The 12,652-nt window shown below is 67.3% G+C and carries 10 protein-coding genes and 2 pseudogenes; 5 read left to right on the top strand and 7 right to left on the bottom strand.

Annotation, left to right across the window (positions count from 1 at the left end; all coding sequences use genetic code 11):
- Nucleotides 1-93: 93 nt before the first annotated feature.
- Nucleotides 94-363 (bottom strand): hypothetical protein, encoded by a 270-nt coding sequence (locus ACWCSV_RS07385; RefSeq protein WP_451139405.1) that lies wholly within the window; start codon nucleotides 361-363, stop codon nucleotides 94-96.
- Nucleotides 364-1,342: 979 nt separating this feature from the next.
- Between ACWCSV_RS07385 and ACWCSV_RS07380 the strand changes: the two genes are divergently transcribed.
- The gene (locus ACWCSV_RS07380) at nucleotides 1,343-1,879 is read left to right on the top strand and encodes a hypothetical protein (RefSeq protein ID WP_451139403.1); all 537 of its coding nucleotides are present in this window, start codon (nucleotides 1,343-1,345) and stop codon (nucleotides 1,877-1,879) included.
- A 275-nt stretch (nucleotides 1,880-2,154) separates the two neighbouring features.
- Nucleotides 2,155-2,487, top strand: a complete 333-nt coding sequence (locus ACWCSV_RS07375; RefSeq protein WP_451139401.1) for a hypothetical protein — start codon at nucleotides 2,155-2,157, stop codon at nucleotides 2,485-2,487.
- Between the two features lie 125 nt (nucleotides 2,488-2,612).
- Here ACWCSV_RS07375 and ACWCSV_RS07370 read toward each other — a convergent pair whose 3' ends face one another.
- The 5 genes and pseudogenes from ACWCSV_RS07370 to ACWCSV_RS07350 form a co-directional block, all read right to left on the bottom strand.
- The gene (locus ACWCSV_RS07370) at nucleotides 2,613-3,158 is read right to left on the bottom strand and encodes a hypothetical protein (RefSeq protein WP_451139399.1); all 546 of its coding nucleotides are present in this window, start codon (nucleotides 3,156-3,158) and stop codon (nucleotides 2,613-2,615) included.
- A gap of 131 nt (nucleotides 3,159-3,289) precedes the next feature.
- Nucleotides 3,290-3,871 carry a hypothetical protein gene (locus tag ACWCSV_RS07365; RefSeq protein WP_451139397.1) on the bottom strand — a complete coding sequence of 194 codons (582 nt, stop codon included), beginning with the start codon at nucleotides 3,869-3,871 and terminating at the stop codon, nucleotides 3,290-3,292.
- A gap of 1,637 nt (nucleotides 3,872-5,508) precedes the next feature.
- Complete coding sequence (locus ACWCSV_RS07360; protein WP_451139583.1) at nucleotides 5,509-5,940, bottom strand: cytochrome P450; 432 nt, start codon at nucleotides 5,938-5,940, stop codon at nucleotides 5,509-5,511.
- Between the two features lie 831 nt (nucleotides 5,941-6,771).
- Nucleotides 6,772-7,136: pseudogene (locus tag ACWCSV_RS07355) on the bottom strand (transposase); the annotation flags it as partial.
- A gap of 181 nt (nucleotides 7,137-7,317) precedes the next feature.
- The gene (locus ACWCSV_RS07350; protein ID WP_451139395.1) at nucleotides 7,318-7,695 is read right to left on the bottom strand and encodes a hypothetical protein; all 378 of its coding nucleotides are present in this window, start codon (nucleotides 7,693-7,695) and stop codon (nucleotides 7,318-7,320) included.
- A gap of 1,196 nt (nucleotides 7,696-8,891) precedes the next feature.
- On the opposite strand from ACWCSV_RS07350, the gene ACWCSV_RS07345 reads away from it, so the two are divergent.
- The 3 genes from ACWCSV_RS07345 (at nucleotide 8,892) to ACWCSV_RS07335 (ending at nucleotide 11,022) form a co-directional block, all read left to right on the top strand.
- On the top strand, nucleotides 8,892-9,887 hold the full coding sequence (locus tag ACWCSV_RS07345; RefSeq protein ID WP_451139393.1) for a helix-turn-helix domain-containing protein: 996 nt from the start codon (nucleotides 8,892-8,894) through the stop codon (nucleotides 9,885-9,887).
- 152 nt (nucleotides 9,888-10,039) lie between these two features.
- Entirely contained in the window at nucleotides 10,040-10,525 is a 486-nt protein-coding gene (locus ACWCSV_RS07340) for a rhodanese-like domain-containing protein (protein WP_451139391.1), read from the top strand.
- Complete coding sequence (locus ACWCSV_RS07335) at nucleotides 10,519-11,022, top strand: N-acetyltransferase family protein (protein ID WP_451139389.1); 504 nt, start codon at nucleotides 10,519-10,521, stop codon at nucleotides 11,020-11,022. The genes ACWCSV_RS07340 and ACWCSV_RS07335 overlap by 7 nt, the downstream gene beginning before the upstream one ends.
- A gap of 575 nt (nucleotides 11,023-11,597) precedes the next feature.
- Here ACWCSV_RS07335 and ACWCSV_RS07330 read toward each other — a convergent pair.
- A pseudogene (locus ACWCSV_RS07330) lies at nucleotides 11,598-12,060 on the bottom strand (IS701 family transposase); the annotation flags it as partial.
- Nucleotides 12,061-12,652 lie beyond the last annotated feature (592 nt).

Here is a 12,652-nt window from a genome sequence, read left to right as displayed (position 1 = left end):
CCGGGGGTGATGGTCGCCGGCGGCAGGGACGGCGGGGCCGTTCCCATCGTCAGCCTCAGTTGAGATGGGGGAAGGATGATGCCGAGAGCCCTGTTACGCTCCGTTACGCCACTGGTGGCCGCGCAGTCTGAGGGTCGGGAACACTCCGGTCTGGTTGACGATTAGTCGGCGAACGGGTCCCGAGGCGACCGTGCCGATGGTCGTAGCGACGGTCTGCCCGACCGGGCGCGTCACGACGAAGGTGAAGGTGATCCCCTCGCGCGCGCCTTGGTCCCTGTCCAGCCTGGCGGTAGTGGTGGCCGCCGGTGGCGTGATGGGCAGGCAACCGGCCTCGACGACCTGGTCGAAGCTGAGATGTGTCAAGTCCAGCGCACCGCCTTCGACGCAGCGGCAGGGGGCGCTCATTGAGATGTGTGCGGACGGCCGCGACGGCGACGACGGACGGGCATGGGTCCTCCCTTCGGGGTACGGGCGTGGGGTCCTCCCCACCGGTCGCTGGGCTCGTGCACGGACGTGCCTTCCGGCCGGACAACCACGTTGCGGACGAAGCGGTGAAAGAGTGGCCGCCGACGGCGACTCAACATGGAGGAACCGCATTTCTGGCCGACAGACGGATGAGCGGAGGTGCGACGGGGCCGACCAGTCGACAAATCCCGCTAACCACTAAGAGCCTGACGTCCTTGGGCGGGTGCGCCCGGGCGGTGACTTCATACGCCCGCCGCATCATCGCTCCGACGGCAGCACCTTCCCTCCGGTCGGGAAACGGCGAGCGCTCCGGTCTCGCAAAGTCTGGTCCCCGGGCGGGCCAGGACGTGCGGCACGGCTGTCGAACGGTAGTCGCAGAAATGGAGAGGACGTGGAGAAAGATCCCGTCGCCTCAAGTCCACGGGGCTCGCAACTTGCTCATCGGATTCTATTCGTAGGCATCGTGACACACCAGGGTTCGAATGGGCCATAAATACCAGAGCCGATCCTAGAGCCAGTAGAGCCCACCATCCGACGGCGTGCGCCAGAATCGAAGAAGGTACACACGCCCCTTCCTGCGGCACCGTCAACCTCATCTCCCTCTCCGGGAACACGACTCCCAGATTCCAATGACAGAAGGGACTCCACCGTGAGCACCGTCGGCCCGAACTGCCCCTCTCTGTCAGGAATTTAAATATCTCACTACGTAGCCATGTACACACCGCAGGAGATTAGTCAGGATAAGCACAGAGGCAGAAGCTCGCACCGAATGAAGGCAGAGGCACCCGTGCCAACGCCGCACGCAAGATTGTGTGCAGTGAGCCGCTCAACGCCCCATGGTCGTCGATTGCTTGGCGCACTTCCCCGGAGGACAGTCATGACACTTTTCCGTCGCCTCGCCGCGCCGCTCGCGCTGAGTCTCGCATCGCTCGGGGCGCTCGTAACTTCCAGCGGTTCGGCCCAAGCCGCCGATCCCCTCACCATCGTCTGCACAACCTCAGCCACCCAGCACTACAGCCCCGGCCTCACCCTCGTTTCCCGTCCGACACACATCACGACGAGCGCCACCTACAACTGCACGGGCGGCGGTTCGGTCAACTCGGCGCAGCTCAGCTTCGACTACACGGTGGACGCTGGCTGCCTGCCCACGTCGTCACCGGTGACCACGGGAGTCAGCATCCTGGACTGGAACGAAGGGGCCGACTCTGAAATCACCTCCACCTTCGTGGTCACCCGGCCGGCGGGCCAGACCGTGGGCACGTCCATCGGCACGGTGACGGCCGGTCAGTTCAATGGCTACATCTTCAACCTCGTCGGTACGTACCCCGCGCTGAATCTCCTCGCCTGTGCAACCTCGGAGGGGGTCACCGCCAGCCAGGGGCTGCTGGTCCTGACGCTCACCCAGCCCTTCTGAACGTGCAGAAAGGCGCATCCGTTGCCGGTCACGCGCGGTCGAGTGCCGCGCGGCCGGCGGACTGCGGCACGAAGCTCTCACCGCCCGCAGGGCTGATGGAGCCAAGACCACGCAGAGAGGCCCGCGCGACTGCCAGGGCGGTCAGAGCAGGCTGCTGAACTCCGCTGTGACGATGCCGGAACGGGATGTCAGACCGGTGGGGCTCCCGTAGGCGGTCAGCTCCGAATTAGCGAAGACAGTGGCGACGGGGATGTCGTCGCCACGGTAGAGGCCTGGTGACAGTGCCGGTGAGGGTCAGAACGGTGGTTCCGGAGGTACCGGGGCTCAGAGAGGTCGTGGAGTCGTACGTGCTGGCCGCGCAGGGGCCGCCGCCGACCGTCGTCCAGGCGATGGTGCAGCTGCCGGAGGTTGGCGACTGCAGCAGCACGCAGCTCAGGGTTCCCGTACCGCCGCCAGTGATGGTGCCGCGGAGGAGCAGGGGCATGGTGAGGTCGGTACTGACTCAGTCCATGGAGATGGATCCTTGGACTTTCACCATGGCCGCGGTGTCGGTCAGACCCGGCTCAGGTGGTGGTGTTGCCGCCGGCGCACGTAGCGTCGAGCGCTGATGGGAATGCTGCCCCCGCCGGGGCGGCGGCGAGGGGAACGGGGACGAGGACGAGTAGAAACAGCGGCGCTCTGCGACCACGGAGTGTCCTCCGGATACGTTTCACGGGTGTTCGTCGGCCGTGGCTCAGAGAATGGTCAGGACTCCGGTGCCCTGCGTGCTGGTGAGGCCTGCCGTCGTCTGGCAGGCCGTAAGGTCAGCGAGCGCCGCCACGACCTGGGTGGCGGAGTGGCCCGCGAATTTCCCCTGCGTGATGCTTCCGCTGAAAGTGTTGACCAGTTGACCGTTCACCGCGTTGACGACGCGGGTGAAGCCGAAGGTACTGGTGGTGCCGTCCTGCCAGGTGAAGACCCTCGACCCGGCTCCTCCGGAGAGCAGTTGGGTGCAGGCGAGCGGGACGATCGCGTGCTCCGAGTAGGTTCCGGACGTCGCTCCCGGATCGGTGGAGATGCAGACCCCCAGCAGGCCCTGGACATCGACCTGGACGGTGGCCGACTGGTTACGTACTCCCGGGTTGTAGGTAGTGGTCGTGCTGCCGAGGGCACACGTGGCGAGGGCGGTGTCAGCGACAGCCCCCGACGGCGACATGAACGGCAGGGCGGCGGTGAGTGCGGCAAGAGCGGCAAGGCGGATGCTCGTCGCCTTCCGGGGACGGCTGATCGTTGGACGCACGGCAAAGCTCCTTCGTGGGTGGGGAATGTGGCTTCGGCTCGCTCCTTCGGCCCGCCGCAGCGGGCGAAGGACCCTCGCACCGGGGCCGGTGCTGGCGAGTGGGGCCCGGGCAGCACGCGGACCGCTGATTGTCAGGTGATGATGAGCGTCGTGACGCCCGCTTGGCTACGCAGTCCCAGCGTGCTCTCGCACGCCAGGACGTCGAGGGCCGGCTCCACGACCGTGAGGACGGCGGATCGGCCACTGAACACCCCTGCGGAGACCGGACCAGTGAGGGTGAGCACGGTCTGCCCGTTGATGATGGTCACCGTGCGGGTGAAGGACAGCGTGCTCGTCTGTCCGTCGCTCCAGAGGAACGTCTGGGTGGTCATGGAGGTGCCGAGCAGATCGAGGCAGTCCAGGGTGAGGCTGACGGTCCCCCCGCTCGTGCCACCGGTGATCCCGGGCTGGGCCAGGGACACGCACACTCCTAGGGCGAGGTCGTAGGTGACCGACACCGTCCGGGGCGTCAGCGTGACCCCCGGGGAGAAGGACACGTTCTGGTTGCCCGCCGGGCAGGCCAGGTCTGCGACCAGCGCACGCGATGCGGGTGCGGCTTGTGCGGTAGGGATGGCGAACAGTCCCGTTCCCAGGGCGGCGAGAGCGCACAGCGCGCTGACCGCCCTTCCGGCTCGGGGCCTCATCGGTGGCTGGTGGATTCGGCTGGATCTCATGGGGCCTCCGTGGCGCGGCTCTGGTTCTGGCACGTCGCCAGCATCGGTCCTGACCGGGCCGGCGGATTCTGTGCCGAACCGATGCGGCTGGGTCTGCCAGCGTGGAACCCCATGGTCGCGTCGGCCATAGTCCGGCAGGAGGGCGTGCACACTCGGGCGGGTGGTCGCACTCCGATCTGGGTTCGCGCGCCCTTCGCGGCAGTTCGTGCGCCCCCGGGTCAACCCCTTTTCTGGCTGCCCATCAGCCGTGAGGGCCCGTCATGGGCCCCGCACGCCCGGCTCAGACGCCGAGTCACATGTTCACAAACTTGCACGCGGTGCGGAGAGGTCCCCTGCTCCTCCGGGTCTCCCGCCCGGGCCACAGCCCGTCGTAGAGGAAGCAACAGGCGGCTACGGAGGGGACCGCCGCGTCGCGGGTGGCCTCTACCCCGCGCCGGGGTCTCCCGCCCGCGGCTCTACGGCTAGCCGTTCCCTGTCCAGCCCTCAGCGGTACGGATTCACGAGGGACGCGGCGTCCGCACCGACCCCCGGCTCGGACGGCGGATCCGTACGGCATACCCAACTCACAATCGAGAAGGTGACATGAACTCACTGGACAGCCCCGACTTCGCGCAGATGGACGACGACGGCTCCGACGGCCTGTACGGCCGGGGAGCGGGTACCGGGAGGGCGCGAACGCCCCGATGAGATCTTCGCGCTCTCGCCCAGCCTGGCCCACGTCGCTGTCCGGCCGCCGCGTCGGTCAGCATCGTGGCAGGGCCTCACCGCCGTGTCCGCTGCGGTGACGACGCACCGGTTCGCCACGTGCGCCACCGTGCTCGCCGGTCCGTCGTTCCTGGAGTGGGTGAGACATCGACGGGCAGCATGGTGTGAGGACGGGGCGGAAGCAGGCATCCGGCTACTCGGCGGCGGCAGCCGACACTGCGCCCAGCCCTGGAATGGTGCTATCAGACACATCAGTTCGGTGTCTGGCTGTGCGTCGGCGCTCCCGGGACCAAAGCGGACCACAATGACGGGTGGCTGCCGCCAGGGCGGCCGGCGCCGGGGCGGCGGGAAGAAAGGCGAGCGGGGCGAGGGCCACCCCGCAACAGGCTGCCCTGCTGCGCGCACGGGTCATGTGCCGTAGTGTCCTGTCCTCATGATGCGCGGGTGACATCGTTCCCTTTCAATGAACCCTCCGCGAAGAACCAACCAGAACAGGACACGCTCGCCCGACCCGCGCGAGCGGTGGCAGGCTGAGTTCCGACCACCCCGCAGCTGTCCTTCTGCGGAGTCGGCCTGGACGCGGCACACGACGAAGTGAGACTGGAATGGGGTTACGTCAACAGCGCTCCTACACCCCACTCAGCTGCGTCGACGACGCGGACCCGTCAATGAGCCAGAGGGTGTTGCATCACGACAGGGTCTGCGCACCACGGTGTGGGAGATCCTCCGGCCTTGAGTCGCGGGAGAACGGCCCCCTCTCGCCGACCCACCGTTAGAAAGCCAACTCGACGCGCCTGCTCCGCCGTTCGCCATCGGCTACGGCCCGAAGAAGGCCTCGACAGCAACGCCCTCAACCATTGCCGGCTCCGTCGGTGCATTCGGGCCGCGCCAACAGGAGGGACGAACGACTGAGCGGGTAACCCGGTGGCCGGTCACGGCGTGGTGAGCCGCACGGGGACGTCGAGCCGTCCATTGAGCATGAGCGAGGGGAAGTACGGGAGCTCGTCGTCGAGCACCGCGAGCCGGATACCGGGAAACCGTTCGAAGAGCGCAGGCAGGGCCGTCGTGGCTTCCAGGCGGGCCAGTGGCGCACCGACGCACACGTGCGGACCGTGCCCGAAGCTGCTGTGTCCACCGCGCGGGCGACGAGAGATGTCGAACGTGTCCGCGTGCTCTCCGTAGCGTTCGGGATCACGGCCCATCGCCAGGTAGTTGACAAGCAGCGGGTCCCCGCGCCCCACCTCTGCGTCACCGATCAGGACCGACTGCGTGGCATAGCGGGCGAAGAACGAAGCGACGGGAGCGTCATAGCGCAGTAGCTCCTCCACGGCTCCCGCCCACAGTGCTGGGTCTCTTTCGAGCATGCGACGCTGGTCGGGGTGGGCGAGCAGGGCGCGAAGCCCGTGGACGAGCACATGCACAGTGGTCTCGTGCCCGGCCCCGATCACCACCAGCAGAGTGCCGATCAGCTCCTCGTCGGTGTACGGTTCGCCCTGGGCGGCGTGGAGCAGTCCACTGACGAGATCGTCCCCCGCCCTGGCCCGGCGGCGGGCGATCAATTCGATGATCAGCTCCCGGATGCCGAGGGTCGCGGCCAACTTGCGGTCCGGCGGGGCTGCTTCACTGAAGAAGTCCTCGAAAAGCGTACGCAGCCTCTCGTACCATGCGGGCGGGATGCCCAGCAGCGTGCCAATGACCCTCATGGGAACCGGGAAGGCGAAGAGGGCGCTGTAGTCGACGATCCCGCCGGGGTCGCCGGCAGTCGCTTCGGCGAGTCGGTCCAGCTGTTGCCCGACAATGGCGGCCACCGGACCACGCATGGCCTCCACCCGGGCCGGAGTGAGGGCTCGCGCGAGCGGTCCTCGGAGCCTGCGGTGCTCCAGGCCGTCCACCGTGATCATGCTCCGGGGCGTGTCAACTACGGCCCGAAGGGGCCAGTCTTCTGGAACCTCTCCGCGCTGCCAGGCGTGCCACGTGGTGATGTCTTTCACGAAGCGACCGTCCACCAGCAAGGCGCGCCCCAAGGCATCGGACGTCACCACCCATGCCGCCAGACCGCCCGGGAGCTCGACCGGCACCAGGGGCCCGACGGCCCGGAGCCGTTCGGCCTGGCGGTGCAGGTCTCCGTCGGAGGAGTCGATACGCAGAGCGGGACGCGCGAGAGACAGGTTCACGGGACTCCGATCACCGGGAAAGGCTGCCGACCGGCCAGCCGAGCCGAGGAACTGCTCCAGCGCGGGGACGAAGTCCCCGGACGACAGGCCGTGCAGGTAGAGCAGCGGCAGCACCTCACTGACCTTGGGCGATTTGCGGCACCACGGCGGCAGCATCTTTGAGGAGAACCGCATCCGCTCGCCGGTGGCCGCGTCCACCCGCCTGTCGTTCACGCGGGGCGCGGTGACCTCGACGGAGCCTGCGGCGGTGGTCACGGCGCGGGTCCGGTGATTGCCGTTTCGAACCACCAGGCGGCGCCCAGCCCCGTCGGTCTCGGCGGCCAGCTCGACATGTATTGGTCGACTTCGGCTTTCAGCGCAGCGGCGAGCATCCGCCGGGCGCCCTCGACGTCCAGACAGTCACCGGTCCATGGCGTCGGCCGATCACTTGTTTCGGAGGAGGACACGGCCACGTCGCCGTCGGACCCGTTCGCGGCGCGGGGTGCAGAGAACGGGCCCGACCCACCCCGAGCGGACCGGAAGCAACCCTCACTTTCCGACATGGACAGTCGTAGAGTTGCTTCGAGTTCAGTTCGCTTTCCAGTACGCGACGACCTCAGCCATGGCTTGGCCCAGATCCGAGTTGGGAGTTCCAGCCGCCTGAGGGCAACGTGGCCGGCCCCGGTTGTCGATCGCGTCTACCCATCCGTTGCCGACCGACTGGTATGCCGCCACGCACACTTCCGCTCGCAGGACGCATCGTGCGAGCGTCGTGCTTCCGAGACAGAGCTCGGTGGTGAACAGCTCGGCCTGATTGATGGTGATGACGTGCTGAGCGGCGTCGTAGTCCCAGGCGATCGCCTGGGGCTGAGGCTGCACTACCGCAGTTGATGGAGTGGCGCTGAGAACGGCTGCGGCGGTACACGCCAAGAGCACGGTAGTGGATCGCACAAATTTTCCGGCCACGAAGTCCTCCTTGTTTGGAGATTTCTGGTCTCAGGAATTTTGCATCCTAGCCCGCTACGCATCCAAGAATTCTCTACTCAGTTCACCCGCACGAGGTATTACACCCCGTTAAACATCTATGCAGTTCCCGGGAGTTCGTCCAGTCGTGACTGAGAGCGAAAGATTGTCCTGATACCCAATGATCAAAAACTTAATGGGTTCGGTGCGGCGGGAGTGCCCCGTGCACCCGTCGGTCGGGCTCACGGGGCCGCCTTCGGCGGGGACGTGTCGGGGCAGTGGGAACGGGGATGACGGTCATCGTGGCGAAGCGCGGGCAGGAGGACGCCGGGGCACCGTTAGGGGTGCCGAAGGAAGCAGATCCGCGTGCTCGTCCCATGCGTCACCTCCAGGCATTGCACCTGTCCCGCGGCTGCCGCCGCCCTGCGACCGGCCGGCAACGGCCGTTCGGAGCTGTTGGTCAGCCGGACGTGGAATCGGGAGCAGCAGATCGGTGAGGAGACCGTCGACCTGACGAGCTGCGCCGTCCCCCTCCGTCCCGCCTCGTCTGCGCCAGGGCGTGCTGTGGCGTCGGGCGCTTCGGAGAACGGGTGGGCGAACAGGCGGGGGCGCGGCAGACGGTGCTGTACGAAGGCGCGCAGCGAGAGGTCCAGGTCCAGGTCGTTTCCGACCCGCTCGCGGAACTCGGTGGATGTCCCGGACCGGTTCTGTTCCGGCAGCCACAGGCGATTGCTGAGCGCCGGTGCCCGGTGTCCCGTCCGGTTTACGGCGGCCCGGTGGTGCAGGTCGTGGGTGTGGTTCTCGAAGTCCGAGCCTCCCGAGGTTTTCCATTCGCTCGATCTCCTCCCAGGAAAGGTAGTAGGGGCCGCGTTGGGCGACATTGGCCGGTGATCAGGAAAGCGGCGGCCTGTGTGCGGAACTTGGCCAGGATGCGGTCGGCGTGCCCCCAGAGACCGTGTGCGCCTTCGTCGAAGGTGAGGAAGACGGTGCGGGGCGCGGGCGTGCTGCCGGTCCTGAGGAGCTCCAGAAACTCCGCGCTGTACACACTGCGGCAGCCGGCGCGCGCCAGTGCAGCAGAGTGGTCCTTGAAGGCTTGCGGGGTGACCGTGTACCGGCTGCGCGGACCGCGTGCGCGCCCATTCGTCGATCTCTGCTCGGCCCCGCCATGGCAGGAACTTCGCGATTGTTAAGATTCGGCCATGGCGAAAACACACGTTGTGTCCGTACTGGCTTTCGAGGGAATGGCGCCCTTCGAGCTGGGCGTGGTGGTGGAGGTTTTCGGCCTGTCCCGGCCCGAGCTGGGGGAGCTTCCGTGGTACGAGCTCCGGGTGTGTGCCGAGGAACCTGGCAGGGATCTGAGGGCGGTCGGCGGATTTACGTTGCGCGCCGAGCACGGACTCGACGCGTTGACCGGGGCGGACACGGTGATCGTGCCGGGGGTGGCCAAGGCGGGGGCGGAGGTCTCGCCTGCTCTGGTGGAGGCCCTGCAGCGGGCCCATGCTCGGGGGGCGCGCCTGGTATCGATCTGCTCCGGGGCGTTCGCACTGGCCGCGACTGGCCTGCTGGAGGGGCGACGCGCGGCCACCCACTGGCGCTACGCCCGCGCGCTTGCCGAACGGCACCCCGGGATCGAGGTCGACCCCGACGTGCTGTACGTCGACAACGGCGATGTTCTGACCAGCGCGGGCAGTGCGGCTGGTATCGACCTGTGCCTCTACCTGGTGCGGGCTGATCACGGTGCGGCCGTGGCCAACACGGTGGCGCGCCGTTTCGTCGTTCCGCCACACCGCGAGGGCGGCCAGGCCCAGTTCATCGAGGCGGCGGTGGGAGAGATCGGCCCCGAGGACGACGGGGTCACTCAGAGCATGGACTGGGCGCTGCGCCATCTGAACACGTCGTTGTCCGTGCCCGCCCTGGCCCGGGCCGCGCGTATGTCGGAACGCTCGTACCTGCGGCACTTCACCCGCCGTAACGGCGTGAGCCCCATGCGGTGGATCATCGCTCAGCGAATAGCCGCGAGCCTGCCCCTGCTCGAGTCCGGTGAGGGCACCGTGGAGGAGGTCGCCGCCGCGGTCGGCTTCGACAGCACCGGGACGTACCGGCACCACTTCACCCGTCAGATGCGTACGACGCCAACGGCCTACCGCAAGACATTCACCCGTGTCCCGAGCGGATGCGACGGTCGGCCTGTGTGACCTGCACGGCTGGCGGAATCCTGACGACCTTAGGCGTTTACGCCACTCGTGGGACGAGCCCCGGGGGCAGAGGATGGAGCTATCGCCTGCCGGGGAGACCCGGCACGGCCCATCGGCTCTCATCCCCGACCAGTAAGAACGTGAGGCATCTCGTGTCCACCACCCCTTCCGCCGAAATCACCAGTGCCGTGCTGAGCGTGCCCGCTGCCGCCCCGGCCGAGAGCGCGGCTCACTTCGCCGCCCGCCTCGTATTCGAGGCGGATGTTTCCGACGTCCACGCCGATCTGGCATCCGGCGCACCCGGGATCGTGGTGGTCGACACCCGCAGCGATGCCGCCTGGGACCAAGGCCACATCCCCGGCGCCCTCCACCTTCCCACCGCACGGATAGCCGACCTGGCACCGCAGCTGATCGATCCGACCCAGACTGTGGTCACCTATTGCTGGGGCCCCGGCTGCAACGGCGCGACCCGCGCGGCGCTGGCCTTCGCCCGCCTCGGCTACCGGGTGAAGGAAATGCTCGGAGGCTTCGAGTACTGGGCACGCGAAGGCTTCGCCTACGACTCCGCCGCCGGCTCGGAGCAGCGTCCCGTCGACGATCTGACCGCGCCGCGTTCGGGAATTGCCTGCGCATGCTGACGGACACCGCGCGGCCGGATGGGCTCATCCGTCCGGCCACCGAGGCCGACCTGCCGGCAATAGCCGACCTGTGCGCAGCACACGCTGCCTTCGAACGCGCCGGAGACGTGCCCGCAGATCTCGCGGGCCGGCTGAAGCCCGTTTTGTTCTCGGCGCATCCGAGAGCTTGGTGTCTCGTGGTGGACCACGGAGACGAACTGATCGGTTACGCAACCTGCTCACGGGAGTTCTCCACCTGGCAGGCAACCGACTACGTCCACCTTGACTGTCTGTTTGTCACCGAACAGTACCGAGGGGAGGGCTGGGGGAACGCCCTGCTGAGAGCTGTGCGGAACGCGGCAGCAACCCGCGGCGCGGCACAAGTCCAGTGGCAGACGCCCGACTGGAACACCGACGCCATCCGCTTCTACCGCCGGATGGGTGCCCGAGCCCAACCCAAAGTCAGGTTCCACCTTCCCACCGGCATCCCAGAAGGTTTCTCATACGACAGCCGGTAGCTGTCGGCAGCAGGGGTATCGGAGCCGTGATCTGTGAGTGACTTGCGGCCGATGGCCACAACATCGCCGTAGGGTGCCGGGCGGACGGCTCGGACGCCGAGAGGATCGCCACCACCGTCCTTGCCACCGGACGTGAATGCCTGACTGTCCGGTTGGACACGAGGGACGAGAACGACGTCTGCCGTCTTTTCCCGGTCGGCTGCATTCCGTCACTACGGTCGCCCACCGATAGGGAGGGCCCTCGCCAGCACCTTCGTCATTGTGTTCTCAGGCGCCTTCAGCCACCCGGCGCCTGCCCCGTCACTTGATACAGGAGCCGGTCGGGAGACAGAACCCGGCTAACGAGCTCGTGCACGATAAGGATCGTTGCTGCATCAGTGCAGGTCAGCGGATCGGGCGTCTCGGCGGCACAAGTCGCTGACCTGCACTGATACCTATCATGCACGAGCTCGTAAGTAGTGTTTCGTCAGGTTCTGCGTCTGGTTCGGTTGCGGGCAAGGGTTGGTTGCAGGTGGTGCAGGTTCCGGTCCAGCTCTTCAGCAGGCCCTGGAGGGTGCCCAGGATCTGGTAAAGGGTCAGGTCGGCGGGGGGACTTTTGAGTCGAGCCGCCTGAGCCTGAGGAATGCTGGGCGGCAGTGACGGGGGTGACGTGGTGGTGCCAGCCGCGCCAGGTGTGGCCCTCAGAGTGGTCCAGGCCGAGGCCATGATTGAGCTCCGATAGTCGTGTTCGATGCGTCGGCGCATCTTCGCCCACCGCACCAACTCGGCAAGGGGAGTCTCGGGCGGCAGGTTCGAATTCCAGAAGCCCGCCGGCCCCTCCTCGCCCGGCTCCGCCTGCGCGGCAGCCATGGACTGCTTGCCCCCCCGAAGGGCCAGGACCGCGATCCGTGAGGGCATCGTGCCTTTACTGCCCTGTCGCCAGGTCGCCTCAGCGAAGTGGTCGGCAGCAGCAGCCTCGCCAGCGTGGACAGTAAGTGCTCGCGGCGCCGCCCGGTAGCGGGCAAGCGTCGGTGGGCCCAGTCCTCCGTGATCCGGCTGGTGGGAGCCCCCTTCATCCAGCGCGGTTCATGGTCTCTCCTCAGCGTCGGTCACCGTCCGGCAGGCAGTCCTGCTCCGTGACCATGCCGGGACTGTCCGCTGCGCAGAGGCGCGCCGTCCGTAGCGACGCCGCGGGCCACGGCCAAGTACTTGAAGGGGCGGTCGTCGAGCAGGAAGGTTCGCGGATGGCCGATCGCGTGGTAGCGATCGCGGGCCAGCAAGTGATCACGCTGCAGGCCGGGTTCTTCAGAAGGGCGTGGGCAACACCAGCGTGGTGTTACGTCCAGGATCACCACGTTGCCGGGGAGCACCAGCCCGGCGACGTGCCACAGCAACCTTCCGCTTGCCGTCCGGCGCCACGGCCTGCCGGGCGTCGTGGTCCACGACTGCCCGCGAAACGCACAAGCGCAGGCACAAGGCTCCATTCGCAAGGCCGTGAGAGTCCCGCCGCACGGTGTCCTCGGAGATCCATCGATCGGAGGCGACGTCACTGGCGGCAGTCATGCTTCGCCGGGCTGGCGGACTCAATAGTGGTCACGCTGTCCGACAGTGAGAATCCTCATTCATTCCTGTTGTTGCACGTTTTTGCATG

Source organism: Streptomyces sp. NPDC001770 (assembly GCF_053596135.1).
The sequence above is the reverse complement of the archived record's forward strand: the minus strand, read 5'-3'. Positions and strand labels throughout refer to the sequence as shown.

What these genes read in the sequence shown, in the direction of transcription:
- ACWCSV_RS07380 (WP_451139403.1), top strand. Translation starts at nt 1,343, where the DNA reads ATGACACTTTTCCGTCGCCTCGCCGCGCCGCTCGCGCTGAGTCTCGCA.
- ACWCSV_RS07365 (WP_451139397.1), bottom strand. Translation starts at nt 3,871, where the DNA reads ATGAGATCCAGCCGAATCCACCAGCCACCGATGAGGCCCCGAGCCGGA.
- ACWCSV_RS07360 (WP_451139583.1), bottom strand. Translation starts at nt 5,940, where the DNA reads ATGCTCGAAAGAGACCCAGCACTGTGGGCGGGAGCCGTGGAGGAGCTA.
- ACWCSV_RS07345 (WP_451139393.1), top strand. Translation starts at nt 8,892, where the DNA reads ATGGCGAAAACACACGTTGTGTCCGTACTGGCTTTCGAGGGAATGGCG.
- ACWCSV_RS07335 (WP_451139389.1), top strand. Translation starts at nt 10,519, where the DNA reads ATGCTGACGGACACCGCGCGGCCGGATGGGCTCATCCGTCCGGCCACC.